The 26,497-nt window shown below is 49.8% G+C and carries 26 protein-coding genes; 1 reads left to right on the top strand and 25 read right to left on the bottom strand.

Annotated elements, in window-relative coordinates:
* Nucleotides 1-31: 31 nt before the first annotated feature.
* The 9 genes from ACLU9Q_RS13705 to ssb all read right to left on the bottom strand — a co-directional run bounded on the left by ACLU9Q_RS13705 (nucleotide 32) and on the right by ssb (nucleotide 9,710).
* On the bottom strand, nucleotides 32-448 hold the full coding sequence (locus ACLU9Q_RS13705) for a hypothetical protein (RefSeq protein WP_412625448.1): 417 nt from the start codon (nucleotides 446-448) through the stop codon (nucleotides 32-34).
* A gap of 21 nt (nucleotides 449-469) precedes the next feature.
* The gene (locus ACLU9Q_RS13700) at nucleotides 470-1,177 is read right to left on the bottom strand and encodes a hypothetical protein (RefSeq protein ID WP_412625447.1); all 708 of its coding nucleotides are present in this window, start codon (nucleotides 1,175-1,177) and stop codon (nucleotides 470-472) included.
* The gene (locus ACLU9Q_RS13695; RefSeq protein WP_412625446.1) at nucleotides 1,178-3,409 is read right to left on the bottom strand and encodes a cobaltochelatase CobT-related protein; all 2,232 of its coding nucleotides are present in this window, start codon (nucleotides 3,407-3,409) and stop codon (nucleotides 1,178-1,180) included.
* Nucleotides 3,410-3,453: 44 nt separating this feature from the next.
* Entirely contained in the window at nucleotides 3,454-5,244 is a 1,791-nt protein-coding gene (locus ACLU9Q_RS13690; RefSeq protein ID WP_412625444.1) for a hypothetical protein, read from the bottom strand.
* Entirely contained in the window at nucleotides 5,237-5,527 is a 291-nt protein-coding gene (locus ACLU9Q_RS13685; protein ID WP_412625443.1) for a hypothetical protein, read from the bottom strand. Before ACLU9Q_RS13685 ends, ACLU9Q_RS13690 begins: the two co-directional genes overlap by 8 nt.
* A gap of 131 nt (nucleotides 5,528-5,658) precedes the next feature.
* Nucleotides 5,659-6,123 (bottom strand): hypothetical protein, encoded by a 465-nt coding sequence (locus tag ACLU9Q_RS13680; protein ID WP_412625442.1) that lies wholly within the window; start codon nucleotides 6,121-6,123, stop codon nucleotides 5,659-5,661.
* A 19-nt stretch (nucleotides 6,124-6,142) separates the two neighbouring features.
* Entirely contained in the window at nucleotides 6,143-8,362 is a 2,220-nt protein-coding gene (locus ACLU9Q_RS13675) for an ATP-dependent RecD-like DNA helicase (protein ID WP_412625441.1), read from the bottom strand.
* Nucleotides 8,363-8,365: 3 nt separating this feature from the next.
* Nucleotides 8,366-8,998, bottom strand: coding sequence for a hypothetical protein (locus ACLU9Q_RS13670; RefSeq protein WP_412625440.1), 633 nt, complete (start codon nucleotides 8,996-8,998; stop codon nucleotides 8,366-8,368).
* 34 nt (nucleotides 8,999-9,032) lie between these two features.
* The gene (gene ssb, locus ACLU9Q_RS13665) at nucleotides 9,033-9,710 is read right to left on the bottom strand and encodes a single-stranded DNA-binding protein (RefSeq protein ID WP_412625439.1); all 678 of its coding nucleotides are present in this window, start codon (nucleotides 9,708-9,710) and stop codon (nucleotides 9,033-9,035) included.
* Nucleotides 9,711-10,466: 756 nt separating this feature from the next.
* Between ssb and ACLU9Q_RS13660 the strand changes: the two genes are divergently transcribed.
* Nucleotides 10,467-10,961, top strand: coding sequence for a hypothetical protein (locus ACLU9Q_RS13660; RefSeq protein WP_412625437.1), 495 nt, complete (start codon nucleotides 10,467-10,469; stop codon nucleotides 10,959-10,961).
* Between the two features lie 103 nt (nucleotides 10,962-11,064).
* On the opposite strand, the gene ACLU9Q_RS13655 is transcribed toward ACLU9Q_RS13660, so the two are convergent.
* The 16 genes from ACLU9Q_RS13655 to ACLU9Q_RS13580 all read right to left on the bottom strand — a co-directional run bounded on the left by ACLU9Q_RS13655 (nucleotide 11,065) and on the right by ACLU9Q_RS13580 (nucleotide 26,421).
* A complete protein-coding gene (locus ACLU9Q_RS13655; protein ID WP_412625436.1) occupies nucleotides 11,065-12,792 on the bottom strand; it encodes an AAA family ATPase in 1,728 nt (575 codons plus the stop codon).
* Between the two features lie 131 nt (nucleotides 12,793-12,923).
* The gene (locus ACLU9Q_RS13650; RefSeq protein WP_412625434.1) at nucleotides 12,924-13,334 is read right to left on the bottom strand and encodes a DUF4313 domain-containing protein; all 411 of its coding nucleotides are present in this window, start codon (nucleotides 13,332-13,334) and stop codon (nucleotides 12,924-12,926) included.
* A gap of 228 nt (nucleotides 13,335-13,562) precedes the next feature.
* The gene (locus tag ACLU9Q_RS13645) at nucleotides 13,563-13,862 is read right to left on the bottom strand and encodes a hypothetical protein (protein WP_412625433.1); all 300 of its coding nucleotides are present in this window, start codon (nucleotides 13,860-13,862) and stop codon (nucleotides 13,563-13,565) included.
* A gap of 407 nt (nucleotides 13,863-14,269) precedes the next feature.
* On the bottom strand, nucleotides 14,270-14,995 hold the full coding sequence (locus ACLU9Q_RS13640) for a winged helix-turn-helix domain-containing protein (RefSeq protein WP_412625432.1): 726 nt from the start codon (nucleotides 14,993-14,995) through the stop codon (nucleotides 14,270-14,272).
* Between the two features lie 117 nt (nucleotides 14,996-15,112).
* Nucleotides 15,113-15,844, bottom strand: a complete 732-nt coding sequence (locus ACLU9Q_RS13635; protein WP_412625431.1) for a transglycosylase domain-containing protein — start codon at nucleotides 15,842-15,844, stop codon at nucleotides 15,113-15,115.
* A complete protein-coding gene (locus ACLU9Q_RS13630) occupies nucleotides 15,841-16,017 on the bottom strand; it encodes a hypothetical protein (RefSeq protein ID WP_412625430.1) in 177 nt (58 codons plus the stop codon). Before ACLU9Q_RS13630 ends, ACLU9Q_RS13635 begins: the two co-directional genes overlap by 4 nt.
* Before the next feature lie 97 nt (nucleotides 16,018-16,114).
* Entirely contained in the window at nucleotides 16,115-17,893 is a 1,779-nt protein-coding gene (locus ACLU9Q_RS13625; protein ID WP_412625428.1) for an ABC transporter permease, read from the bottom strand.
* On the bottom strand, nucleotides 17,890-18,492 hold the full coding sequence (locus tag ACLU9Q_RS13620; RefSeq protein WP_412625427.1) for a hypothetical protein: 603 nt from the start codon (nucleotides 18,490-18,492) through the stop codon (nucleotides 17,890-17,892). Before ACLU9Q_RS13620 ends, ACLU9Q_RS13625 begins: the two co-directional genes overlap by 4 nt.
* 82 nt (nucleotides 18,493-18,574) lie before the next feature.
* Entirely contained in the window at nucleotides 18,575-20,173 is a 1,599-nt protein-coding gene (locus ACLU9Q_RS13615; protein WP_412625426.1) for a hypothetical protein, read from the bottom strand.
* A gap of 23 nt (nucleotides 20,174-20,196) precedes the next feature.
* Nucleotides 20,197-21,363, bottom strand: coding sequence for a hypothetical protein (locus tag ACLU9Q_RS13610; RefSeq protein WP_412625424.1), 1,167 nt, complete (start codon nucleotides 21,361-21,363; stop codon nucleotides 20,197-20,199).
* A gap of 14 nt (nucleotides 21,364-21,377) precedes the next feature.
* Complete coding sequence (locus ACLU9Q_RS13605) at nucleotides 21,378-22,709, bottom strand: TPM domain-containing protein (RefSeq protein ID WP_412625423.1); 1,332 nt, start codon at nucleotides 22,707-22,709, stop codon at nucleotides 21,378-21,380.
* A 16-nt stretch (nucleotides 22,710-22,725) separates the two neighbouring features.
* On the bottom strand, nucleotides 22,726-23,838 hold the full coding sequence (locus tag ACLU9Q_RS13600; RefSeq protein ID WP_412625422.1) for a hypothetical protein: 1,113 nt from the start codon (nucleotides 23,836-23,838) through the stop codon (nucleotides 22,726-22,728).
* Nucleotides 23,839-23,870: 32 nt separating this feature from the next.
* Complete coding sequence (locus tag ACLU9Q_RS13595; protein WP_325214143.1) at nucleotides 23,871-24,401, bottom strand: hypothetical protein; 531 nt, start codon at nucleotides 24,399-24,401, stop codon at nucleotides 23,871-23,873.
* 24 nt (nucleotides 24,402-24,425) lie between these two features.
* Nucleotides 24,426-25,154 carry a DHH family phosphoesterase gene (locus ACLU9Q_RS13590; protein ID WP_412625421.1) on the bottom strand — a complete coding sequence of 243 codons (729 nt, stop codon included), beginning with the start codon at nucleotides 25,152-25,154 and terminating at the stop codon, nucleotides 24,426-24,428.
* An 83-nt stretch (nucleotides 25,155-25,237) separates the two neighbouring features.
* The gene (locus tag ACLU9Q_RS13585; RefSeq protein WP_412625420.1) at nucleotides 25,238-26,119 is read right to left on the bottom strand and encodes a hypothetical protein; all 882 of its coding nucleotides are present in this window, start codon (nucleotides 26,117-26,119) and stop codon (nucleotides 25,238-25,240) included.
* 62 nt (nucleotides 26,120-26,181) lie between these two features.
* Nucleotides 26,182-26,421 carry a hypothetical protein gene (locus tag ACLU9Q_RS13580; RefSeq protein ID WP_412625419.1) on the bottom strand — a complete coding sequence of 80 codons (240 nt, stop codon included), beginning with the start codon at nucleotides 26,419-26,421 and terminating at the stop codon, nucleotides 26,182-26,184.
* Nucleotides 26,422-26,497: the final 76 nt, after the last annotated feature.

The following is a 26,497-nucleotide window of genomic DNA, read 5'->3' as shown; positions in this document are numbered from 1 at the left end:
AGGGGCTGTCTCCAGCCCCTAAAATCGCGCTTTACGCCGCCAGGGAAACATCCTTTTCCCGGAACGTATAACGCTCGATCATTGTTGTTCTCCAAAGGGAGTTCTCCCGCTGATAGTTTTTTGCCTCCTCATAGGTGGAAAATCTTACCGCGTCTCCCTTTTCCTTAATAAGCCGCCAGCTGTCCTCCAACGATTCTGTTTCTACCAGCGTCCAGCATACCCGGCAGATATGTATGCGAAGTCCGATAAATCCCAACTTCTGTCTCGCATACCGTTCCGCCTGTCCCATCTTTGAAAAATACCTGGCGCGTTCCACTATTCCTGTACAGATCCGTTTTGCCCTCCAACCGGAAAAATATCTTTTTTCATCCAGTTCGATCACATAGCCTGTCCGCAGCATCCGGGATACCTCCGGCATTTCCTTCATTTTAAAATCCTCTGTTCCCATGCCTGCTCCTTTCCATACCTGCTAGGCAGCCCGGTCCATGGGCATCTCCGCCGACTTTTCAAGGATCAGTTTTTCCAGCATCTTGTACAGCTTCTGGAAGTTTCCTGCGTTCCGCTTACGGAATGGGGAATCCTGTTCAAATGCACGGATCACTGCTTCCGCCCGCGCAAACAAGGCAAAGATGTCCTCGTCCCGCAGGCTGATGCATACATCCTTCTCGACCTGATAGCTGCCCTTTTCGCAGAACTGTCCTCCATTTTTGTTATGTGCGATCCTGCCATATCCATTCTGAATCCGTACTGTCCATGGCATCCTCCGTTCATTCCCCTGGGCGTCACGAACACTCCGGTTGATCGAGAACCAGGTAACGATGCCATCTTTTGGTCCCGCACCCTCTTCATGAAAGATTTTTTGCTGGGAATAAGAAAAATTTGACAATCCCCAAGCGATCTGCGTATAAAGATACTTCACCAGCTCCGGACTCAGGTTTGCGTAAACGCTTTTCGTATTCTCCCGGTCCGAATAGTCCACCATCACCACGCGGATCAAAGAATAGCCTTCCTCATCTTCCCTTCCTTCCGCATGGATATGCCAGGGTACCAACGGGGATGCCGGGCGCATACAGTTATTCAGCTCCAGAAGCGCATTCTGCGTTTTATATACACCAATCTGCTTTGACACTTCCTGGCTCCAGTCCTTTTCTCCATTATTTCTTCCTTTCGCTTTCATTTAAACCCTCCTCACGTAGTTCACGACCTTTTTTACCAGAGCATCCGGGATTTTTTCCACATCGGAAATGTCCAGAAACGCTTTCTGGTAAATTTCCCGGATCTGCATCTTGTCCGCACCGATCGCAGCCGCCACAAACGCAATCCCGCTGCCTGTCAGTTTCTTTTTTACCTCCATTAGATCCTGTTTTGCCATCTTGCCCCGGTACTGGTTCGAGTTCGGCATCCCATCGCTGATCAGCACCAGAAGCTTGTGCCGTTCCGGCCGTCTGGAGAGCTTTTCCCCAATGAAACGCAGTGCTACGCCATCCCGGTTCGCTCCATGCGGCTGCAGGGCAGCGATCCGGTAGCAGTCATTCTTATCCGGCTCAAATTCCGCACAGCAATGGAGGTATACGGTTTCCTCCTCCAACCGCCTGTGGGAATAACCGTCCGTATGATGTCCGTAAACCATGATCGGAATCCCTGCTTTCTGGCAGAACAGATACAGGCAGAGCGCCGCCAGCTTCGACTGTTCCAGCCTTCCGTACATCATGGATTCCGACATGTCGATCAGTACCGCCATCGCCAGATCCAGATGCTTTCCGGGATATTCCTTCTTAAAGATCGCGCCCTGCGGGTTTGCGATATTCTGCATATCCACACGCCGTCCCATGAAAAGCCGCCGTTCAGACCTTGCTCCCTGGTTCTGGAAAACCGGCAGTAAAAACCTCCGAAGACGTTTCTGCGCTGCTTTTGCCTTTTCCTCATAAAACCCATACTGCCATTTCTGTCTGTCCGTAATCTCGTACATCCGGCAGACCTGCTTTTTCACCTTTTCATGCCCTTTGTCAAACTCCATACCGTCTATCTCATTCTGCAGCCGACGGTTTATTTCCGCATTGATCTGTGCATCCACGCGCCGGCTGGCGAGCAGGAACAGGATCTCCCACAGCTTTCCTTCCGCGTCGGGCAGCCTGGCATGGTTGGTTTTCTGCTCTTCCCTGCCTGCGGCGGCAGATGGTTCTTCCGATTCCTCTGCCTCCAGCTCCCAGCTCCCGCTCCATACTGTATCCTCCGGAAAACCGTAAAAAAGGGATTCCCCTTCCGGCTCCTGGATAAACTGCGGGATACGCCCTGCCAGATGCTTTAAATATTCCTCCATAGCAGAGCTGACGGACTGGCCGGATCCATCCTGCGGGATTTCTCCGCCGCCGTTTTCCGGCTGTTTGCCGCCTCCTTTCTGGTTATTGGGACACGCTCCATTTTCCGTTTCCTGGTCTGCGCCTTTTTCGCCGTCTTTTTCTTCATCCTTTCCATTACCTTCCTGTCCATTTCCTTCTGCTCCATCCTGCTGCCCATTCTCCTGCGGATCCTGTTCTCTTTTCTTCTTCTCTTCTTCCAATTTCCGGATGATCTCATAAAGATAGCTCCAGATTTTCAAAAGAATTCGGTTCACAGCGAGAAAACGGGTGCTTTTCTGCTCTCCTGTAATGCCTTTTTGGATCACCGGCATCAGCTCTTTTAACGTATCCAGAAGCACGCTTTCCTCATTATCCCAGTTATTGATCCGCCCGGACAGGGTGTACTGGGCGCACAGGTTCATCAAAATAGAAACGGGATCCTCTCCTTCCTCCAAAAGCTGACGCAGGGTGGGGATCCACTCCACGTTTCTTTCCCGGTTAAGGAGGATCCCCCTGCGCACACTTCCCGGAAACAGGGCACACATCTTTTCTTCTACATAAATATCTTCCAAAAGGTTGTCCAGATACCCCGCCACCTGCACCAGAAGCGCCATCACGTCCGGATCTTTTTGGAGGAAATAGCCCTTCATCTGTTCCAGGCTTTCCTCTTCCTGAGCCGTCTCCGCCTTTGGTGGATGCGGATACCAGATTCCCTCCAGCATCCCTTCCAGGTACTTTTTCCGCAGGGCAAAATCGGAATACCGTTTGTGCCCGCATTCATGTCCCAACGTCCCGATCAGGCTGAGATTCTTCTGCGGCAGTGTATGGAAGCTTTCCAGCACTGCATTTCCATAATTAATCGCAATCGTCCTTCCGTCACACCAGCCCATCCGGTTTTCGTATGGGTTCTGATATAACCGTACATTGTCCAGACGGCCGCCGGTCAGTTCCCTCGCCAGAATCCTCAGCAGGTTCTTATAATCCGGTGTATCAAACACCTCCCCAGGCTGGATCTTTTCGGTTTCCGCCCGGATTCTTGCCCGGTAGCTGCCTCTATCCTGTCCTTCCATTCGTTTCCTCCTTCCTCATTATGGTATCCCTTCTACGCATTGATCTACGGTGCTGGATTATACGGCTCAATAAACGTCTCCATCAGGATCTTCCGGTCCTCCGGCAAAAGCGCCGCCTTACTGATGACCGTATTTTTCACCGATTTTGACAGATTTCCCGTTGCCATATAGCTCCAGATCCAGCTTTCCAGCTCACGGTAACCGCAGATGCCGTCCGTGATCTCCTCCTTCTCCAAATGCGCTTGAATATTCTTTACCGTGGACGCCATATGGTGAAGGATCTCCTCATCCGCAAACCCGGTCCGCTCCATAGCGCGCCGCATCATATCTTCCACCGACAGATCTTCCCTGTGCTGTACCAGCGCCATCCGCGACACTACGGATGCGTTGAACGTCTGGCATCCGGCATAATTCAGGTTCGTCGTCATAATGACAATGGTATTTGGATTGCGCCGGAGCATCTCTCCATTTAGCAGGTCTGTGCAGGCGCCGTCGTCAAACAGGGAATTCAAACGCACCAGCGTTCCCGGTTTTTCAATGGCAGACGGCTCCTGGATTTCCAGCACGCTGGGTTCCCTGCAAGCCTTTACGATCTCTGATTCCTTTAACAGGAAATCCTTTTCCTTCTTTGCCTGCTCATATCCCTTCTGGTATGCCGCCTCCAAAAGATGTCCAAATGCCTCCTCCTGGCTGATCCCTTCCTGGTAATCGCCGCTCATCATGGAAAGAGCGGTCGCCGGATCCATCATCAGGTCCTCAAGCAAGGGAAAAGCCTGTGTTTCTTCCGCCTTCCTGCCCATATTTGGTACGGTGCTGGCAAGAAGTGTCAGCTCATCCGTATCCGGGCCGCAGGTAAACACATAATAAGGAAGCCCCAGAACCTGGGCTATGATCTTTGCATCTGTGGTCTTTCCGCCGCCCGCACTCCCGGTCAGCATGAACATCCTTGCAGGCGTGTCCACGATCCGCTGCAGGATCTCTTCCACATCCCCGCTCACCTGATAGGTTTCCGGGAGAGACGGTATCTTTCCTTTTGACGCTTCAGATACTTCCCATCCGCATCCATAGATCTTTTTCATATCCGCAATGGTGCTGTTTGCATATGTCCGTTCCTTTGCCATCAGATGCTCAAACGTCCCCCAGATATGGTCGTTTGGTTCATACACACCGAGAACCATCTTATAATTTGACAGAAAATCCAGTTTTCCTTCCTCATAAAGCTGTGTCTGCTCCAGCGGGATCGCTTCTTCCGGGGAGGCAGTAAGCCTGCGGTAAAGGTTGTCGCAGCAAAGAAACGCTGCCCGCATTGCCGCTTTCGGCTCCGTCCATCCACACCGGTACTGCTCCTTCAAACAGAAATACTGTTCAGAAAACTCCGCGTCATATAGAGGACTTACCGCCAGAAGGCTTGCATACGCCAGCACTGCCAGATATTCTTCCCCGCTGCTCTTCTCCGGCGCCACGCAGAGCAGCTTCTCTTTCTGCTCTCCTGCGATCCGCTGTCCGGCAAAGCGCCCGTTCCTGTAGTTATATACCAGGACACATTTTTCCTTTGGCTTTACATATTCCATCAGGAAGTAATCCACGTCCTTCCTTTTCCGGATGCCGCAGGCGCCGTCAGACGAACCTTCCTCGATCTGGATCAGGCTCAGGATTGCCGATAAGGTAGGCGGATGGAGTTTTGCGGAACGTCCTTTCTGCCGTTTATTGTGGCTTGAACACTCCGTCCCCTCATAGCTGACCCGCTTTTTCTTTGTCTTCTCTGCCAGTTTTTCAAACGGTTCCGGCAGGGGCAGTTTCATTGTCCATGCGTTATAAAGACTGATCTCAGGCATCCTTCTCCCCCTTTCCTGCATCAAAAACTGAAAACGCGTCCTGCACGCCTTTGATATACATTTCCCGCAATGCATACGCCTCACAGCAGTTCTGGGCGGTCAGCACCCGGTCAAGCTTCTGCCATGCCTCGTGCCCGAATCCCTTTAAAAGCGTCTCCAGTTCTGCCACAGCCTTCTTCAATTCCTGCTCCCGCTCCTGATAACCGGGATCATTCATTAAACACACATCCTCCAGTTCGGATTCGTGCTGTACATAATAACTTCTCACCACTTCTTTTTCCAAAACACGGCCTCCTTTTTGAAATGCAAAAAGGCAGGGTATGAAATCCATTCGTTCATATCCTGCCTGTGCAATTATAGAAATCTCTATTTTCTTACATTATGTTTCTGTCCCGGTCAAACGGGAAAACATCCCTACGCGCACAATTCCATGCTTTTCTGATAACACTCCATACAGGTATCAAACGCCGGCGCGATTCCAAGCACCTGCCGGAGCGCCATATAGCGGAGCGCTTCCAGTTCATCGTCAAAATACCTTGCCTGAAGGGCATTTCCGCACTGGAGGCAATAGCACTCCACAACACCCCATTTTCCACTGCCCTTGTCCAAAAACAGGTTATCGAGGCGCACAGAACGCTTTAAATCCTCCATTCCCATAGCATACAACGGTCTGATCCGGTTCCAGTACTCGTATTTCAGCACATCCCGGATGTGCTTCTCCCGGTACTGGTAGTTCCGGATTTCTCCTTCCGCCCTCCACAGACGGATTTCCAATTCCTGCCGCTCACTGCTTTCCTCCAGGCTTTTTTTCCGTTCCTGTTCCAAAAGTTTTCTTTCGTTCAGCAGTTCTTTCTTCAGTTTTTTTGTTCCAATGAACACTTTAAATCGTTTCCTCCTTTCACGCTGATTTTTGGTTCTGCCTCAGCATTTCCTCTTTAATCCTACGCATCTGGACCGCCAATCTGGTATTCCGTCTCGTGGTTACATCGGTACGGATTGCCTGCGCGATTGCCCTTTTGCTGCCCACGATGATCACTTTTTCCTGCGCCCTGGAAACCGCTGTGTAAAAAAGGTTTCTGCGCAGCATCCTGCGGAAACAGGAGAGCATCGGAAGGATCACCACCGGATATTCACTGCCCTGGGATTTGTGCACCGTAATGGCATAAGCATGGGTCAGCGGCCAGTAGTCCTCCTCATCATAGGTCATAATCCGCTCGTCCCCGAAATCTACGCGCATCTTTGTTTTTCCGCTCTCATGGTAGATGTTCAGTACCTCCCCCACATCCCCATTGGAGATCTCATCATTGTTCTTGATCTGCATCACCTTGTCAGTTTCCCGGAACGTCAGTTTTCCGTTTACCACCTCCGGATACCCTTTCTGTTTCGGATTTACAATGTCACGGAGGACGGCATTCAATGCGTCAGACCCGGCCTCAGTATCTTTTCTAAGGGGAGATAAAACCTGTACCTCTTCCAGTTTTCTCTCACCTTTCGTCAGTTCTTCCCGGTAAAGCTTCTGAATCAGTTCAGACGCCTCTTTTGCATTCGATGCGGGAAGGAACTGGAAGGATTCATCATACTTTAGATCCAGACGGTTTTCGTTAATCTTATCTCCATTTTGAAGGATCGTAGAATTTTTCCCCTGCCGGAAACATTCATCCAGAACCGTCACCGGGATTACGCCGGAATCGATCAGCTCCTTAAACACATTTCCGGGGCCTACCGACTCGATCTGGTCTTTGTCTCCCACCAGGATCAGCCGGGCGCCCATTTTCACACAGGAAAACAGCTTATCTGCCAGAAACATGTCCACCATGCTGAACTCATCCGCAATGATCAGGTCATCCGGCATCGGTTCCATCTCGTTCCATTCTTCTTCTCCATCCTCTCCGGTTAACCCGATTGCTTTATGGATCGTCATGGCCGGATAACCCGTACTCTCATACATCCTGCGCCTCGCCTTTCCGGTTGGTGCGCAGAGCAGGATCATAGCGTCCTTTTTTAACGTCTCCTGGATTGCTATGAGAAAACGGATGATGGTGGTTTTCCCCCGCCCCGGACCGCCAGTGATGATAGATACCGGGTGTGCGAACGCCATACGGATCGCCTCCTGCTGTTTCTTATTTAAGACGATCTGCTCCTTTTCCTGCACCTTTCTCAGGATGTGATCCACCTTTACCTTCATTCCCTGCTGCATACTGAGCCGCACCAGGGCGGCCGCCGCTCCGAACTCTGCCAGAAAGCATTTCGGGGTATAGAACGCGCCGCCGTTTACTACCAGGCTTCTTTCCTCATGGATCATGTCATTTCCCACATCCCGGATGGCACGCTCCGATACCGGCTCCAGCTCCTTGTTATGGTTCAACAGATGTTCCGACCGGTTTACGATCTCCTGGCTGGTAAGGAACAGATGCCCTTCTCCTTCCGCTTCTGCCATCACATGGCTGATTGCCGCCTTAATACGCAGCGGATCATCCGCCTTAAAATTTTTTGCCTTTACCGCAATAGGGTCTACGGTAAGGAAACCAAAGCCTTTGATCTCGCACAAACGGAACGGGGTTTCCTGCACAATGCTGGCTGCCGCCGGTCCAAAATGCTCCTGGATCATTTCCAGCTTTCTCTGCGTGACCCCCAGAGGCGCCAGATATACCATCAGTTCCCGGACAGAATTGCTGGCCCGGTAGCCTTTTAAGATCTCTTCCAGCCTTGATTCCGTGATTCCTCTTACCTGCAGAAGCTTCTCCGGCGTATGTTCCAGCACATAAAAGGTCTGTTTTCCAAATTTCCTTACAATGTTCTCCGCCATGACTGGCCCGATCCCTTTGATCAGGTTTGAGGAGAGATACGCCCGTATCCCTTCTTCTGTGGTAGGCGTGTCCACATGAAACCAGGAAACCTCATATTGAAGGCCGTATTTCCCATTCTTCCACTCCCCCGTCAGTTCCAGTTCTAATCCCTCTTTAGTGGGGAGTTCCTCGCCAACCGCCTGGAAGATCCCATAGTTTCCCTTGTTCTGCAGCATGACCTGCTGCGGAAGTTCTTCCTCTGTCATATAGGAGGCCACCGTATATCCGTTTCCCGGATTGTAATAGATCTGCTGCATCGCTTTACAATGCATCTATCATTCCCCCTTTTTCCACGAAACCCAGACATAATCTCCGGATTCCTTCAGCAAGAAACCATCCTTTTTGATCTCTTTTGCCACCTTTAATATCCGTTTTCCCGGATAGCCCCGAAGGACGCCGATCCGCTGGAACCCACGTTTCCCTCGGACACTGCAGATTCCCTCCTTACCGATGGAAAACGCCTGCCTTCCTTCTTTTTTTGCACTCTCTTTCAAGCAGAAAAAACGTTCACGTCCTTCCCTCTGATACCACAAAAGCGCAAGACAGGTTTCCCCGTCCGGTGGCTCTGCTTTCTTTTTATCCGCCTGTTCGCTTAACGGATCCTGTCCCGCTTCCGCCCGATCCTTCGGCATATCATCGGGCGATGCGCCATCCGGATGTATTTCTGAGGTATCTGTACTTTTACCATACTGCTCTCTTTGAAAACTCTCTTCATTCTGCTTCTCCTTATCTTTCCAGGGCTGCCTGATAAGCAGCCACGCCAATATGATCGGTACCGCCAGTGACAGCGACTGAAAGATCACTGCCAGAAAAAACGGCCACAAAAACGGGGACACCAAAAGCCCGAAAATCCCCGTCACAACGCAAAGTTTCCGGTTATTTTTCATCCAGTGTTCTAAATCATCCACTTCATTTCCTCCTTCTGGTTTTTCTTAGACCTCATCAATCAAAATCCAGCTCTTCGCCTGCCTCATCCATCTCCATGTATTCATCGTCTACATTACGTCCCCTTCCACTGTTTCTCTCGGACGCCGCGCTTCTTGCAGAACTCCTTCCATTGCCCCTTTCAGACGCTGTGCTTCTCGCAGAACTTCTGCCGCCGGAATTTCTGCTCCCGGAGCTTCTTCTGCCAGAATCCCTGTCCGCGTCTCGCTCATCCTCGTATTCATCGCTCCGTTTAGAGCCGCCGGAACGTCTGCCCCCGTTCTCATTACGTTCTCTGGAAGAAGTGCTCCGGCCGGAAGACTGCCGTCCCCGATCGTCCTGTGCTTCTGCATTCATGCGCTCTTCAAATGCCCGTTTGCTTTCCGCAAAGTCGATGTCATCCGCCAGAAAACGCACACCGTAAACCTGCTCGCCTTCCCGGTTCTTATAAGACTCTGTTTCTATTGTTCCGGAAATAATCACCTTGACTCCTTGGAGCAGAAACTTTTCGACAAATTCTGCCAATCTGCCAAATGCAGAACAGGAAAAAAAGTCTGTATCTACGCCATCTTCTTTCACAAATCTACGGTTTACTGCAATCCGAAAATTTGCGATCGGCATTTCCCCTTTCTTTGTATTAACATACCGTACTTCCGGATCTTTGACTAATCTACCCATCATAACTGCTTTGTTCATATACATTCCTCCTGATCGTCTTACTTTTGATTGCTTTTATTTCCCATCGTTTCCTGAAAAATGGCAATAAAAAAGGTATCTGGAATCTTCATCCAAATACCGTTTACATACCATCTTCCCTTTTCTGTCTGCGTTCTCCCGCGCTTCCTCCTTTCCGCCGTAAAATGCTTCCTTCACCTGCCTTTCTCATAAGATCATCTGCGTTTGCACCAAATATCTGCTGGAAAACAAAAAAAGCCATTTAGAACGAATCATTCTAAACGGCCGCATAATCTCCAGAAGCCAGGAATCCAAGATCCCTCATAATTTTCTCCCGGACAAACCGGGACAAAAACTTCTTATCCATCCTCCTGATGGATACAAACACAAATTTCATTATCATACTAACACAAGATATAGTGTTCGTCAACAAAACTTTTCCATATCTTGTTTTTATTTCATGTTTTTCCATTGACAAACCTGTTTCCCACAGGTATATTGAAGATGGTAGTTTCAGTTTTATGATCGCACATAAAACTCTTAAAGTTTCGTTCTAAAACCTGCTTAGAACCTAAAATTTCACATTCTGTCAGAATGGCATTGATTATTTTCTATGAAATAGTCAGTGCCTTTTTTCTTTATTTTTTGCCAGAAGGAGGTGACAAACCCCGTTGGAAGCACAGGAAAGAATGGACTGGAAGAGATTTTATGAGCAGAAAATCCGGAGTACTCTCACGATCCGGAAACACAACGCAGAAAGGAGACAGATATACAATCATGGGACAATTCAGCTGGAAATACGCAGATACTAATAACAGAAGTGCTTTAAAGCTGTATGGCACGGCTTATGTACCCTGCCCGGACGGCACTGTAATTTACGAGCCTTGTTACTACTGCTATGGGATCTTTGGCGGGCACGATATTTACGATCTGGTCGCGGATTGGAACAGGGAATCCATCTCTGCTGACAATATCAAACGCCCGAAACCGACAGTTCCTAAAAATACTCAGCAGGAAGAAGAATGGTATCAAAGAGCAATGGAGCGGTATCATTTCCAATGCAGCCGCCTTTTGGATTTTGTCGATGGAAAACCAGACGATTACATGAAGGAAATTTACGGCAACGACTGGAAACGGAACATTGGGATTGACATTGCCTGTGAGGACGAAAGCAATGCCGCCCTGAAATTCCCGATCAAAATCTGCAAAGAAAAACCCGGCAGTTATGAGCAGCTCCGCCCTTCAAAGAGAGACCCTTATCAAGGCAGGTAACCCTGAACCGATACCGCATATTCCTTATAAAAAATCCCTCTGAGCAGTCCTAAAAGCGGACTGTCCAAAGGGATTTTTTAATTACGTTCTTATCTTCCAGCCTTTACTGATGATTTACATCGCCAGTAAACATCACGCGGCATCGTTTCTTATAAAAGGCAATCCCATATTTTAAAATATGGTCAATTCCTTCATCAAGAAGGGCCTCTTCATACCGTTTCCGCTCAATCTGATCCAATGCCTCCTGGCAGGCTGCATCCAGGTTTCCATCCTGTGCATATTTCAGCTCCAGTATAATGCCGGTTTCCCCATCGTCTGTTTCCACTAAAATATCGCTGTAACCATCTCCTGATTCCTTATTGGACGAAACACTCCAGGAATCCTCAAACCCTAAGATTCCCAGCAGAATGCCGTGATAAAAGTTTTCCTTCATCTGCTTCTTTACGAAAGTATCCCGGATACTGATCGTCCGTTTCAGATATTCGCCAAGTCTCTTTTCCACGCCTTCCGCATTCCCATTTATCAGCGCATCACAAAATTCCTTCAGGGCTTCCCCGTTCTTCGGTACATTCTCCTTAAAAAATTCCATGATCTGGGTAGTAAAGATCTTTCGGATTTCCATGTTCGGGATCGCCAGCTGGAAACGGTCTCCCTCCGGCTTTCCTCTCTGGGTAAGGTAGCCCGTAGTGAACAGGACGCTCCACAGATTGTCGATGGAATCATACATGTCTTTGTAGGTCAGTTCCTGATGGATCTCCTTTGTAATCTTCTCACCTGCAACCAGGTTTTCGATCTCACGTCTGACGGACGCCTTGTCCGATTCCCGGATGAACCTCCTGACCACTTCGTTGCTGCTGGTATTGATCCAGTAATTCTTCGGTCTTGCGTCCGGGTCTGCCCGCAGTGCGTCACAGTAATTGATCACATCCCATGGGCAATATACCTCCACATTTCCGAACTGATAGCCGTCATACCATTCCTTCATCTCTTCATAATGATCAGAAAGCCCATAATACTCCAACATCTCCCTTACTTCTCTGTCTGTGAACCCAAATGCTTCTTCAAACTGCACTTCTGCAATTGACAGAACCTTCAGATTGTTCAGACCTGTAAAAATGCTTTCCTTAGAAATACGGAGACAGCCCGTAAGGACGGCGAACTGTAAACTGTCGTTTGTTTTTAAGGCATTGCCAAACAGCCCACGGATCAGGGCAACCATCTCCTCATAGTATCCTGCCTGGAACGACTTATCCAACGGAACATCATACTCGTCAATTAGAAGGATTACCTTCCGGCCATAATGCTTTGCCAGGAGCTGGGATAGTGTCTGAAGGCTATCTCCAAGTGCAGAATCCGGCATGGAAAAAATTGCCTCTTTCTCTGTTCCTACTTCAATCAGCTGGCTGTACATTTCTTTTTCCTTTTCCGTAAGCCGATCACTTTCCAAAAGGAACTGAAAGCGCAGCGCTTCTTTTCCGATAATGTTTCGCATAGCCGCGTTTGCAGTTATAAAGTCTAAACCATCCACCCCCTTAAGCGTTATGGATATGACCGGAAACTGCCCCATATACGTTTCACACAGCTCCTTTTCCTGCGAAATTTTCAGCCCGTCAAACAGCGTTTTATCGCCGCCAATTTCAAAAAAGCATTTCAACATGCTCATATTCAGGGACTTTCCGAAACGCCGCGGACGTGTGAAAAGATTCACCTTCGCCCACCTTGTCAAAAGATCTTTAATGAGGCTTGTCTTATCTGCATAATAAAAATTTTCTGTCTGCAGTTCTTGAAAACTTTCAATCCCTATCGGAAGTCTCTTTTTCCCTATTTCCACTTTATCACACTCCTCTTTTTCATTCCTGCTTTCTATGCCAGCGCATTCGCGGTTCCTTCTCTCTTCGTAAACTGTTTTCTCCATTATAGCAGAAACCATGTGCAAATCCTACTGTTACTTTTCTCAACTCCTCAATCCGTTTCTTCCATGGCTGTTTCCGGTTTGGGTGTCAGTCCATGCAGGAGTCTGTAACGCTCCACTCCCTCCGGATCCAGCCCTGCCAGACGTTCCAGATCAAATGCTACCTTCGCGTATTTACAATAGCCGGAATAGCCAAACTCAGGCAGTACCTTCCCCAGCTTATGTTTCCGGATAAATTTCAGTTTATCCTTGCTTCCGAAATCCGCAATATACGCTTCGTTTACTTCTGCCGGTTCAAACGGAAGATTGACGGTCAGGTCTCCAAAGGCCTCTTCTTCCCCTTCCTCTTCACAATACAGGCCAATATATAATCCGCCTCCTGTCAAATAAGAATCCACTTTTATTGTCAGTTCTTCCTGTCCATGCTCCCAGTCATATTCTAATGTTCTGCGTTCTTTCATTCTTTCAAATTCTCCTTTTTATGTTTTTCGCTTTCGCAGCGGCAATAAAAAAAGCATCCATTATTTCAAAAATAATCAATGCTCCGCTCCACACGTATTCATGCTGCCATTTCATACTCATCCGGGGTAGCGGTCGTTGGCCGCCGGTATTTCCCATCCCACCAGTACTCCTTATTCTTTCCTTTGCTCATCACGCTCCTTTTTATCAAAATATTCAGGATCTCTTCTTTAGCCAACAGGTTCAATCATATCAGGAGCCATAATCACAGCATCCAGAATAATATCCTCCAGTTTCTTCGGTTCCGCATACAAGATAGAAAACCGTTCTTCCAGTTTTTGAATTCCACATGGAAGTACCGGCTGCTCAAAACAGCAGTAAATGTCCGGCGTTTCATTGTCCGTATCTTTTTCTTCTCCGTCCCGGATTTCTGTGATAACCCCATACAAACCTTCATACTCGCTCTCCGCTGTTCCTACAATTCTCATTCCAACTTCATAGGTGACGTCTTCATATACAATCTTATTCATCGTCCTATCAATACCTCCGCATTATTGTACTCACATAAAGCAACTTTTCTTGTTTGTTTTTTCGCTCCTTTTCCTCCTAGACCACTTAAAATTCTCTGCGGCTTAGATTGCTTTTCTCAGTATCCATCGTCCACTAAACTCATATCCCCCTTTCCTTTTGAATTTCTTTGTACTTGTACCGTATTTCTTTCAGAGACAAAAAAAGAGCCATTTAGAACGATTCATTCTAAATGGCTGCATAAGCTCCAAAAGCCAGGAATCTGCGATCCCTCAAAGTTATCTTCCGACCGTGCCGGAACAAAAACTTCTTATCCATCCTCCTAACGGATACAAATCCAAATTTCTCTTTCATCCTAACACAAAATACAGTATTCGTCAACCGTGTTCCCACTATATCTCGTTTCGTATCACATATACATGCTCATTTCTCCTTCTATCCGGTATCCAATCCCATATACGTTCTGAATATAGAGTGGGTTCTGTGTATCATCCCCCATTTTCCGGCGCATCCGATGGATGTGCGCCATAATATTGGTGTCATCTTTCCTATATGCTTTTTCCCAGACTGCTTCATAAAGCTCTTTATAGGAGACTGTCTGATTTAAATGCTGGATCAGATAGATTAAAATGGAAAATTCCGTTTTCGTGAACAGAATTTCTTTTCCGTCTATCTCCAACTGCCAATTATGTATATTCATGAAAAATTGCCTGCCTCTGACTGCCAACACGCAGTCCCCTTTCCAGTTCAGCCGCCGCAGCACTGCTTTTACACTGGCAAGCACCTCTTCTTTCGTCTGGAAACCATCCAGGTACTCATCTGCCCCAGCGTCAATCGCAAGAATTTTCTCCTCCGCCTGTCGCTCGCGTTCCTCGGTCCTGGAAAGCAGCAGAATAAATCCTGTATATGCACACAGCCGGATTTTATTTACCATTTCCATGATTTCTTTAAATCCATCCTCAAACTCGATTATCAAAAGCAGTATCCCGTTTCCGAAAAACTCTTTCATTACTTCTTCCTGCCATCCATGCAGCGGATGCCGGAAAATATCATATTTCTCACCAAATTGTTCTTTCAGCAGGTGATAAAGCTCTATCTGCTCGGAAAGAATCATAATTGTCTGTTGTATATCCATACCTGTTTCTCTACCCATATTTTCTCGCTTCGACTCATCTGACCAACGACTCAACATATCATTTTACACTACCGACTTATGAATGAGTTATGAACCGTCTATGAATCGTATAATATTTTAAAAATCTTCCTCTTTTATCTCATCAGCTTCTTCCTTTGTAAGAATTTTATTTCTCACCATGCTGTCCAGAACGATTTCTGTCCTTCTCGCCGCCAGTTCACCATCTCCATCCGGAGAGTAGGCAGACGGCGCATTGGGAATCCCTGCCAGCATCGCACATTCGTATTCCCTCAACTCAGAAGGCGGCTTTCCAAAATATCCGTAAGCAGCCTCGCCAACACCATAGTATCCATTTCCAAAATAGGAAGTATTCACATACAGCTCAAATATCTCTTCCTTGGTATAATCAGACTCCAATTCCAACGCCGCAAACACCTCAGCGGCCTTCCGCTCCAGCTTCTTTTCCTGCGTAAAAAGCATATTTTTCGCAAGCTGCTGTGTGATCGTACTCCCGCCCTGCACAAAGGCTCGTTCCTTAATATCCGTCAGCACAGCCCGTCCAATCGCAATCAAGTCAATTCCGCAGTGTTTCTCAAACCGATGATCTTCCACGGATATCGTGGCATCTATATAAAACTGCGGCAGTTCAGAATAAGGCGTAAACCCTTCCATACTGCGGATTTCTTCCACCCGCTCGCTGACCGGCTTTTCTGCCACAGCCTCTTTGTACATCTGATAGCCCTTCGCACTGAAAAAAACACAGGCCACAACGAATATGCAGAGCAGAGCCGCCATCATATTCCGAAAAAATTTCCTAACCGGATGTTTCTTTTTCCGCCTTTTCCTCATAAGCATCCATCCTTCTCCAGCTTTCTGATAATCCAATCTGCCAGTTCCCATACAATGCCAACGCCAAGAAACAGCAGGCAGAGCAGAACCATAAATACACACAGTGCTGCCATCATTCCTATTTCCTTGCCCCGCTGAATCAGCGTGCCGCAAATGCAACTCTTATTTTCCATACGCCGCTCTCACATTCTGAAACTGCTGTGTAAAAATTCTACGGCACAGCAGCTTTTTCTTTTCCCACTGTGCCGCAGTTTTTATCTGCCGTTCCAATTACAGGTCATTGATTGTATCCGTGATTGCCAGATTCCTCATACGTTTCGCCGGTCCGTGAACCGCTATAACCGAAGAAGCAAAGATAATCAGCAGAATAATTACAAGTTCCGTCACAGGAACATTCCATAGTTCTCCATAATATGCCGTAATGAAGGTTTCAAATATCTTCTTATTCAAAAGCAATCCCAAAACACAGCCTATCACACAGCCGGAAAGCGCATAAGTAAAAACTTCTGCCACAATCATCCTGGTAAGCTGCCGCCCGTCCATTCCAACCGCACGCATGGCTCCATACTGTTTTGTCCTTGCTGACACACTCATAGATGTGCTGTTAACAATATTCAATACAGCCATCAGGACAATGATTGCCAGGAAAGCGTAGACAACAATCCGGAACGCCCAGAATTCTGTATTATTCTCTTTATTGAGATCATAAGAATCATTCAAACTGTAGTCTTCGCTCATCAAGTTCCGTATAGATGTGACAATTTTATCTTTATCCGCATCGTCCGCAATCTGAACATTTAACAGTGCATAACCGGATTCTCCCATCAGTTGTTCAAACAGTTCTTCTGTACAAATCAGCGTAATATCATCTTCAAACAGCCCTTCTGATACGGTTCCTGCAACTTCCAATTCCACCCCGCCAACCTGGATCTTATCGCCAACATCTAACGGATTCCTCGCATCGTAAATCGTTAGTACATAGTTGCTATTCTCAGAAAGTTTTGAAAAATCTCCACTTATTTTGTTGTCCTCAGCGCATTGAAGCATATATTCTTCATAAGAAACCAGTGTGATTTCGCTTACGTCTTTTTCAGCCACAGCCGGTACATCAATAGCTGCCATATTTCCATAGACTTCATCAACGCCTTCAATCTTACTCAATTCTGCCGCGAGGCTTTTATCCACGGAGTTCGTTTCGTCATCACTTGTAATCGAAAAATCCGGTTGCCACGCTCTTGTAGACGGCATGAGCACTTTTGCAAAATCAATGCCTGCGGAAAAACCAAAAAACAGAATGATACTGAGCGCAAAAGAGCCTGTCATAAGGATCAGATTTTTTCTTGCCGATACCGCATGGTTGATGCCAAGAGCCGTATCAATCTTTACAGTGCCAGCCAATTTCACCCGGTTGGTTTTCACCGTATTTTGAGCATTCCCGGAAACCGCTGTCGCCGGGGAGACTTTCGCAGCACGTTTTGCAGGGGAATGTGCCGCAAGGAGTACCGTCAGAATACCGACAATCACACCAAGCACAATACCAGACGCACTGACATAAAAGAGCGGGATTCCCGTCAGCTCTCCCTGAATCCCATATTTCAACCAGAAACATAATCCCCATGTTACCGCAATGCCAAGCACGATGCCGATGGGAATGGCGGTCTTACACCAGTTCAGTGCTTCCAGCCTCACATAACGGGTGACCTGCTGTTTGCTCATCCCAATGCAGCGCATCATGCCAAAAAACTGTGTCCTCTGGGCAACATTGCTGTTCATGCTGCTCGAAATCATGAACACACCTGCCAGTACAATCAATACAAACAAGATAGCGGCAAGCGGATAAAGAGCCTGTGCATATCCATTACTGCTGGCACCCGTAATTGCCAGGAGTGCGGTGTTCTCATCTACAACCTCATCGGCAAGTCCATAGTCCTCTTTAATCTCGGTGATGCGTTTCGTTACGCCACTATCCGATGAAAAACGGACATAATAAACTGGAGATTCTTCTGCGTTATTTGCCGAACACAAATCAGAAAACGCTGTTCTATTCATATATACCGTAGGTCCGCCATGCAGTATTCCCCGCCCTTGGCTGACATGGGCTGCCGCTCCAGCCAGAACTGGTCGCCCAAGAAATCCAGCATCAACTGACCATCCGCCATATGGCCTTGGGCAAAAACCGTGTCTTCGTCTGTCCCGTCAGCTTCCGTACTCAGAAAAAAGCCACCGTTGCCATCCGAATACCAGAAGCAGTCCGGGCCGATCCCGAGCAGAAGGTGGTACGCACCGATATAGTCAAAGCTCCGGGGCTTCCACTCCCGATACCGGGCGCCGCCGCCCTCCAACAGGTACAGTTCTATAACCCAATCATCCTCCGGCAAAGTCCCTTCCATCGTCTGGCCTTCCTCTGTCATTATGTACCGTACAGCCTGCCAGCAGGTATTCGTCCACGGATCTTCAGTATCTTCCGGTTCCGATTCCGAAGTGTTTTCGGGCAAGGCATCCGAATATGTGCTGCTTTCTTTATTGATAGGCGGCAACGCACTGGATGGGCCGTTTTCACCCATTTTTCTCCCATTTTTCCCACACGATGCCAGTACCAGCGGCAACAGCAGACAAAGCAACGCTGCCGCAAATCTACTGCTTCTCATATCTATCCTCCACGTTTTTTCATCCACTCGTTATACATTTAAGTTGGCAAATGTTTTCGTTCGTGCGTATAACATCGGGCGGTTACATCTCGAGGAAGAACAGCCGTCCGAAAACATCATCCATAACATCCTCCATATCTGCGTAGACCCCGCGCCATACGTTGAAGGCATAGAGATAGGTATAGCCATCCGCCTCCGTCATAAAGATTTTCCAGTGTCTCGTACTATCATCTTCACTTGTCGTATACGTCAAAATATAGACGGGGTGTCCCAATGCCTCACTGTAGCCGCTGTTCTTTTCGACAGAGAGATCTTCTGCCTCATAATCCGTCAGATGCGCGATACTCTTTACTGCGTATTCTTCCATGGACACTCCATTCCCGCGGCCGCCTGGATAAGCGCAGTTTATGATCGCCATGTAACCGTCCTGTGTCATATCCTCATAGTAATAGCCCCCATCAGGATAATTTTCCGTTTGAAGGACGGTCATGTGGGTAAATTCGGGCCCGCCTGTGGTAAGCACATGGGGATTGAGGTTTGTTCCCTGTTCCATACCTCCATTGTCTCCGCCCTGGTATTCGCCTTCAAATACAATGGCGCATCCCCCATATCCATCAATAAAAGGATCTCCCTGAACATGGGTCAGTCTGAGTGAGGATGTGCCCGGCCCGTCCCCCCGCTCACAGGTCCAAACGCCGCATATCTCATCATGAAGTTCTCCCGGACCATATTGTCCCCACAGATCGTTATCCTCAATGCCCTCTACAAGGCACAGCTCGAAAACCACGCACTCCGGCCCGAACTGGGCCATCGCCTCATCCGGCCTGCTCCAGGTGCCTTCATACAGAGCAATCGGTTCGCTGTTACCGCGGCCATAGCTGTAGGTAAGATTTCCCCCGCGCCCGATATTCAGGTTCAGGGAGATACCGCCTCCTAATTCCGCCGGAATCACGGCGGACCATATACCAATAAGGTCAGGATTATGATACATGGTAAAATCAAAAATTTCAGACGGGCCTGACAGCGAACCATCGTAGAGCCACAGAGAGGGCTGGTAACTCAGGCTTCTCCCTATACTGTCCACAATCTCCACATCCAGGCTGGGCATAATATCGCTGAGGTTGCCCAAAAGGAGGATAGGATCCCCGCAGTCGCTGCGGTAGAGTACCTGGTCGCTTTCGCCAAGAAAATCGTTGTCCTCGTTGATGTCCCATGTATTGACCGCTGTGGAAGCTTCGGGGTCTGTAGGAACGATGCAGTAGACCTCATATCCACCCTCCGGGTGGGCAATCCATCGTTCAGGCGGTATCTCCTTGATGAATGGATACGCATCCAGATATTGCTCCGCCTCCTCTGATGCCAGAAAGGCCGCAATATCTTCCCCAGGCTCCAGGGCGGCGCCCAAAAAAGCTACGGAACAGATACAGCCGTCCGCCTGCGCCCCTTCACGCAGGTCATCCAATACTTTCCCTCCTTCGACAGAAAGCCAGGCGGCTGCCCCTTCACTGGCGGCGGAACCGGATGCTCCGCCATCCTCTGTGGGGGTATTGATAGCTCCTTTACCGGGTATTTTCTTGTCCTGATCCAGGGGGCCGTTCCCTGGCGGAACCTGCTCCCTGCCGCAGGCGGTAAGGGACAGAATCAAAACGAATAAAAGTGCAAATATGCGTCTATATTTCATGCCATTGTTCCTTTCCGGTTTATTTATCCATAGGAGCGTATCAGCTCCATGGAACTCATGTCATTATCAAAGAAAGGCGGACGCATTCCGTTGTCCCTGTCTTGCTGGATATGCAGGTAGTCCCCGGACGGGTCGATCAGGACAGGAAAGACGCCGCTGGCATCGCTGGGAAGATTTCCTACTCCCGTGGAGACAATTAGCTGTAGACAGTCATCCACCATCCGCCAGATGCCGGAATAGAGTAGTTGATATTCCTGCCCATCCTCGAACTGGCAATACAGTTCGGCAATGCCCGCGTAGTCCGGATCACCGCCTCCGCCAAGCAGGTTCAGAGACCATCCATCGCACACCCAACAGGTATCCGCCAGTCCTTCCTCCGTGGGCGGCACCCACCAGTCATCCCCTGTCGGTTCCCAGCCGTCCGGATCGCCCCAATAATCCAGGCCTGTGACATCGCCAAAGATTGTGAAGTCCATGACCAGGGGGGCATAGTCCTCGCCTGTGGGAACGATCATATCACCGCCAACCTCCGTGTCCCATACCGGATACCATGTCACCAGACCTCCTGCGCCACCGCTGTCGCTGGCAATGATCTCTATATCCGGCTCATCGCGAAATTCCTCATAACCTACAAATACCAGCACCGGCTGGGCATACTCTTCCCGGTAGAGGACTTCATCCGATTCGGGCCAGACTCCGTTGCCTGTGGATTTCCATGTGACATGATTCACTGAAAGGGTGGTCCTGTCGTCCCTCGGCACGATGCAGTAAAGGTCCCCATAGCCGGGACCCAGAATACGCACGGGCGGGATCGTCCAGATAAAAGGCATCTCCTCCATCAATCCGGGCGAGTTGTCCCACAGCCATTCTGTCAGAGAAGTGGTGTCATCCGCCCCCCTACAGCCAAGGTATGCTGCGGCTATGGCTGCCTGCGGTGCGTGTTCCGCCATAAATTCCCGCAGCCAGGCCAGTGCCTCTTGCTCCGTTCCCTCGTCTGGCGTGGCAGACATATCCTTATCCGGCTGTCTGCCGTCGGCCAGCACTCCTTTGCCGGTACTTCCATCGGCTGGTATGGACGCTGCATCGCCGCTGCCGGCGCCGTCCTGTGGCTTACTGCCGCAGGCGGCGAGGCCAAACAGGAGCAGAAACGTCAGAAGGGCGGACGCGGTCCGCGTTATCATTCTCCTCATGAATTTGTTCCTCCTTAGAATTTCCCGCTGCGGCCCGAACCGCCGCCACCGCTGCAGCTGCTGCTACTGCCGCCACTGCTGCTCGAACTCTTCTGTTCGATTTTGGTACGGGTTTTAGTGGTGTGCGTGTAGCGGTCGTAACTATCTGCCAGGCGTAGCCCGCCAGGGGCAATGTATTCGTTGGCCTGCGCGTTCCGCCGGACATTGTTCATCTTCCGTTTCAGCACCATGCAGACCGCCAGCGCCGCCAGACAGGACAAAAACGTCATCAATCCAATTCCCCACAAGGGGTTGGCCCGCACCGGATGCCCGGCATCCGCTTTGGCAAGATACTCATCGCAGGAGTCCAGGTAATGGGAAATGCCGCCATACCAGTCATCATTGCCAAAGTCGCCTAAAAAGCTCTCTTCCAGCTGTTCCTGTCCGTATTCGTTAAAGGCGTATCCGGCGCTTTTACCGTAGACAAACATGGCGTAATCACGTTCCGCCATGCTCAGAAGGATCATGATGCCATCCCGCCCATCGCCCATTCCGAAGCTGTTTTGTTCGGAGTGATAGATCTGTGTGGTCACATCATAGACATCCCCGGAGCCAAAATCCTCATAGTCATCCACAAGAACCACATAGACGCCGCAGCCGTGCCGCCGGGAGATGTCCCCGGCCCGCTGCTCCAGTTCCTCCCACTGGTCAAAGGGGAGCAGGTCGCTGATGTCAAAGATATAGTACATTGAGGTGCTGTCCGGTTCCTCCGCATCCTGACCGGACGGCCCTCCAGTCATTTCATAGCCGCTGTCTCCCGGCGCGAAAAAGTCCGCCACGAATTCCGCCATAGCGTCCACCGCCTGGGAAAGCGCCACGGCGCTCATATCCATATCGCCGGACCATGCCCCAGGCTCCATGCCGGATTCCACTGACAAATAAGGCTCCACTGCTTTGGTAAGATCGTAAAGCCAATCCCCATAAAGCAGATTTTCATCCGTACCGCCCAGATAGACACACCAGTCATCCGCGGCCATTGTATAGCCGTCTCCGCAGGGCGTAAGCAGCAGGGTCAGCGTAATACCGGAGTGGTATTTTCCATAGCCATATTCATACTCTTCGTAAATACCTTCCGCTGCGTCAAGCACGGTATCATAATCACTTTCCGTCAGAATATCTACCCGCAGGTCAACACCATACCGCTCTGTGAGCGCGGGAAGCGTGACCTCTCCTGCATACCGCAGCGGTTCCGACCCTAACTGCCCTGTCTCATCGTAGATCACGCCGTAATCTTCCGCTGCCGCAGCCGGGATACAGAGAGTCAGCGCCAGCAGTGCCGACAGCACAAAACTCGCAATTTTCTTCATATCCGATCCCCCTTATCTACAAAAGCGTGAACAATACCGAACTTAGCACCGACAGCGGCACGGCGATGGCGGCGAACAGCGCCCAGAATCTGCCGCGGCTCACGGGCAGCTCACCCACCAGCCTGCCAGTCTGGCCGTTCATGGCAAACAGAAAATCTTTTCCGTTCCACTTGGTATTAAGCATCCAGACCGGCATGAGCGCATAGTGGACTTTGCCGCGCTTGAGGGAAGTACTGCCCCCCTTGGACGTGCAGGTATTGTAGCCCTTCACGGTATCCCGCAGCGCGGCGGCCAGCGTGTTCTCGCAGCGTTTGTCAGCCCGCTCCCGGCTCTGTTCTACCGTCACATCAAACTTGTCAGCGAGAAAACCGGGCAGATATGCCGTGGAAAAGGGTTTCAGTTCTGTATAGTCATAGGGTTCAATGGAATCCATGTAGTCGTCCGGCATTTTGCTGGACGCATCCACCGGAACCTTTTCAAACGCGACGGAACCGGAACGGAAAACGTCATAATGTTCTGTCTCGGTGACCTCATAATCGCCGGAGCGGTAGGTACGGGAACGTGTGGCTGCATACCGGGCATCGCCCTCCGCCTCGCCGTCAAACATCCAGAAAGGGACGTAAACCCCCTTGATCTCCTGGATGTGGTTCCCGGCGGTAAAGGATTTTGGCAGAAAAACCTTGCCCTTATAGTGCTTTTTAAGGGCCGCGACCGCATCCTCCTTGCTCAGCTTGAATGGAAGCACAAAATCGGGCCGCAGCGTACCGCCAAACTGCCCCGGCACTACGGTGGGGTTCCCGCAATAAGGACAGGATGTGGCGGCGGTAGTTTCATCACAGATCAGCTCCGCTCCGCAGGAAGGGCAGTTATAGGCTTTCATCCCTGCGGCATCCGCGCCCCAGTCACCGCTCAGGCCGGAGGTGTCCCAGCCGTCATCTTCCGCGCCTTGGGCCTGAGCGTCCTCATGGGCTTTCACGGCCTGTTCTTCTTTCTGCTGGTACAGCGCCTCAATCTCAGAGACCTCGTAGGCGCTCCCGCAGTAATCGCACTCCAGTTTCCCGGAGTCCCCGGCAAAGTGCAGCGGGCCTGTGCAGGCCGGACACTGGTAATTTGTTACTTGTGAAGGCATCTTTTATCTCTCCTCCTACTGGTTTATCTTCTTCAGATCAGCTTGGAGCCGCAGTATTGGCAGGACGAAGCCCATCCAGGCCGTATGACGTTCTCTCCGCCGCAATGGGGGCAGGTAACCGTTTCGTACTGCTCTTTCTGGGCAACTTTGTTAAAGGCTGTCAGCATGATACGCTTGTTAGGCGTATCAAGACTGATGTTTTCTAAGTATCCTTTTTGGATCATATGGCGTACCTTACGTTCCACGTTCTTTCCGCCAATGGCTCCGGAAAGCTGCTCAAAGGAAACCTCCGGCTCAGGGCTGGCGAAGAAGCATTCCGCCAGCCGATGGGCAAGCCGGCTGGCGCTCTGGCGGCGGACCGGGCCAAGCGTACCCTTCCAGATACACAAGACGCCCATTGAAAGCATGAACAGCTCCGCAAGCACACTGCCCAGGTCAAACTCCAGATCCACCTCGAAAACCGATGCCGCAATAATCACGCCCAAAAGTGCGAATGCCGCCATACGGATCAGTTCCCCCGTCCTATAGCCCAGCCGAACTTTTTCAGTCAGGTAAAGCTCCATATCAAACCTCCTCAATCAAACTGTTCACGACAGAACCCGTAAAAACGAGTCCCGGATGGTGTCTTTTGGATACCGACCCAGCAGACACTCCTTTTCTTTCCGAATCATCCCGCCAGCCATCTCCGCATGGCCGCCGCCATATGCTTTCAGATCGTTGAACTCCATGTTGTTGCGCTCCAGCCGCGCCAGCGTTTCCTGGTCACACAGAGGGAACAGGAATGCGAACATTTCAATATCCAGTTCCGTCACGCCCCGTGTAAACTGCAGCGTGTCCATTTTCAGGCCATAGAGCAGGGCAGTCGCCGTGTACCTGTCTGGCAGGCACGGAAGCTGTTTATAATACTGGGCGATGATCGTGGCGCAGGCCCCAGTGGGGCGGATGTCCTGGTAGCGGTATTCAATTGGCACAAAAGTGGGGTGGTGGTCGATGCAGGCCACCTCATCCCCAACAAAATCCGTGATATTTCCGCTGTGCTTCTGCGCGTCCACACAGATCACATAGTCTTCCTCAGCCATGTCCGGACGCAGCTGCTCATAGGGGAACATCTGGATCTGGAATGCCTCCAGCATCTTAGATGCGCTCAATTTGTCGATCCTGCCATCGTAGCAGAGGGTAGAGGTGATTCCATGCTGAGCCAGAAGGCGCTGTAAGCCGAAGGCGGAGGCAATGGCATCCGGATCCGGGAAATTATGGGTCTGTATGTAGATATGCTTGCCGTGGCATAACGCCGCAAGCTGGTTAAAGTCGTTCATTTTCGTATCCACTCCTATCTATTCAACGGTTGCCGCCGGTCTGTCAGCCCTGACCGTTTTTTCCCTCGTGCAGCAGTGTCAGCTTATCTTTGATGGATTCCCACTGCCGCAAGACGATAGAACGCATCGATCAGTTCATTGCCCGCATCTATCGGGGCATATATGGAGCTGCCATCTGCGAACTCAAATGACATCTGATACGTGGTTTCGTCAAGGGCGAATATGCCGTCATCCGGCGGCTCTTCATACTCTTTCACTTTTGTAACGAGCTGCTGCTCCTTTATGATGCGGAGTATCTCCTCCGCATCGCCCTCTCCAATCCGTTGGTTTTCCACCTCCATGTGAGCGCCACCGCGGTTGAGCGCAGCATCGAATGAAAAGAACCAATCATCTCCTTCTTTTTCGATGGCAAACGAATAGGAAGAGGAATGATCCATGCAGCTGCTGTGGACGGAAACAGCCCTGATCTCAATTTTCTCAGCTGCCTCATAGTGCCTGCCGGCAAGCGCATAGAGATAATCGAGCGTCTTATCACCAAATGCGGTTTCCTTGTCTATACTGCTTCCGTCAGTGAATGTCATTCCAGAGCTGCGCATCGGCGCATCGGATATGTGAAAAAAGCGTATCGGCTCACGGTGTTTTCTGAGCCGTTCTATTTCGCCTTCCTCACGAATGATCTCAAGGAATCCTTCTGCATCTTCAGGCGGGATCTGGACGGAACTGAACGATGCGTAATGCTCCTTCTGGCTTCCCACATAGCAGTTTGCAGAAAAGAGCCAGTTCTCGCCTTCCTTTCGCAGCGCAAAAGAATACACGGGGTATCTTTCCATGCCAGAATAAGAGGTATAGAACGAAACCACCTCATCGGCAGTGTATTTTTTGCTTTCGCTGCATCCGAAAAGTCCGGAAAACATCGAGAGGGCTGACACAATAATCATTACTTTACATACATTTTTCTTTTTCATAGTTCATTAACCCCCGAGAGATTAAAACGGTCTGCCGCACTCGGTGCAGAACTTTCCCTTGTTCACCGCTCCGCAGGAGCAGGTCCAGCTAAAGTTGTCCGGGGGCTTGGATATCCCGCACTCCGTACAGTATTTTCCGGCATTCGTGGTGCCGCAGAAACACGTCCAGCTTTCACGAGCGGGAACAGGACTGCGGTTTCCGGATATTGATACACGACCTGATCGCGGCTCTGCCCGCAGGCAGCAAGCCCCAGCATACCCATCAGAATACTTATCGCGGCAAAAACCGGTTTTAATTTCACGGTAGTACCTCCTCGTCCAAAATAATAGGGTAGAGGGAGAATAATTATCTCGCCCCTCCCATTGAACCGTACGTAC

Origin of the sequence: Marvinbryantia sp., assembly GCF_047017445.1 — a bacterium.
Lineage (GTDB): Bacteria > Bacillota > Clostridia > Lachnospirales > Lachnospiraceae > Marvinbryantia.
Note: the sequence above shows the minus strand (reverse complement) of the source record. Positions and strands in the feature narration are given on the sequence as shown.

Excerpts from the sequence above, each read along its gene's own strand:
- ACLU9Q_RS13705 (WP_412625448.1), bottom strand. The coding sequence starts at position 448 with ATGGGAACAGAGGATTTTAAAATGAAGGAAATGCCGGAGGTATCCCGG.
- ACLU9Q_RS13700 (WP_412625447.1), bottom strand. The coding sequence starts at position 1,177 with ATGAAAGCGAAAGGAAGAAATAATGGAGAAAAGGACTGGAGCCAGGAA.
- ACLU9Q_RS13695 (WP_412625446.1), bottom strand. The coding sequence starts at position 3,409 with ATGGAAGGACAGGATAGAGGCAGCTACCGGGCAAGAATCCGGGCGGAA.
- ACLU9Q_RS13690 (WP_412625444.1), bottom strand. The coding sequence starts at position 5,244 with ATGCCTGAGATCAGTCTTTATAACGCATGGACAATGAAACTGCCCCTG.
- ACLU9Q_RS13675 (WP_412625441.1), bottom strand. The coding sequence starts at position 8,362 with ATGCATTGTAAAGCGATGCAGCAGATCTATTACAATCCGGGAAACGGA.
- ssb (WP_412625439.1), bottom strand. The coding sequence starts at position 9,710 with ATGAACAAAGCAGTTATGATGGGTAGATTAGTCAAAGATCCGGAAGTA.
- ACLU9Q_RS13660 (WP_412625437.1), top strand. The coding sequence starts at position 10,467 with ATGGGACAATTCAGCTGGAAATACGCAGATACTAATAACAGAAGTGCT.
- ACLU9Q_RS13650 (WP_412625434.1), bottom strand. The coding sequence starts at position 13,334 with ATGAAAGAACGCAGAACATTAGAATATGACTGGGAGCATGGACAGGAA.
- ACLU9Q_RS13645 (WP_412625433.1), bottom strand. The coding sequence starts at position 13,862 with ATGAATAAGATTGTATATGAAGACGTCACCTATGAAGTTGGAATGAGA.
- ACLU9Q_RS13640 (WP_412625432.1), bottom strand. The coding sequence starts at position 14,995 with ATGGATATACAACAGACAATTATGATTCTTTCCGAGCAGATAGAGCTT.
- ACLU9Q_RS13635 (WP_412625431.1), bottom strand. The coding sequence starts at position 15,844 with ATGAGGAAAAGGCGGAAAAAGAAACATCCGGTTAGGAAATTTTTTCGG.
- ACLU9Q_RS13630 (WP_412625430.1), bottom strand. The coding sequence starts at position 16,017 with ATGGAAAATAAGAGTTGCATTTGCGGCACGCTGATTCAGCGGGGCAAG.
- ACLU9Q_RS13625 (WP_412625428.1), bottom strand. The coding sequence starts at position 17,893 with ATGAATAGAACAGCGTTTTCTGATTTGTGTTCGGCAAATAACGCAGAA.
- ACLU9Q_RS13620 (WP_412625427.1), bottom strand. The coding sequence starts at position 18,492 with ATGAGAAGCAGTAGATTTGCGGCAGCGTTGCTTTGTCTGCTGTTGCCG.
- ACLU9Q_RS13615 (WP_412625426.1), bottom strand. The coding sequence starts at position 20,173 with ATGAAATATAGACGCATATTTGCACTTTTATTCGTTTTGATTCTGTCC.
- ACLU9Q_RS13610 (WP_412625424.1), bottom strand. The coding sequence starts at position 21,363 with ATGAGGAGAATGATAACGCGGACCGCGTCCGCCCTTCTGACGTTTCTG.
- ACLU9Q_RS13605 (WP_412625423.1), bottom strand. The coding sequence starts at position 22,709 with ATGAAGAAAATTGCGAGTTTTGTGCTGTCGGCACTGCTGGCGCTGACT.
- ACLU9Q_RS13600 (WP_412625422.1), bottom strand. The coding sequence starts at position 23,838 with ATGCCTTCACAAGTAACAAATTACCAGTGTCCGGCCTGCACAGGCCCG.
- ACLU9Q_RS13595 (WP_325214143.1), bottom strand. The coding sequence starts at position 24,401 with ATGGAGCTTTACCTGACTGAAAAAGTTCGGCTGGGCTATAGGACGGGG.
- ACLU9Q_RS13590 (WP_412625421.1), bottom strand. The coding sequence starts at position 25,154 with ATGAACGACTTTAACCAGCTTGCGGCGTTATGCCACGGCAAGCATATC.
- ACLU9Q_RS13585 (WP_412625420.1), bottom strand. The coding sequence starts at position 26,119 with ATGAAAAAGAAAAATGTATGTAAAGTAATGATTATTGTGTCAGCCCTC.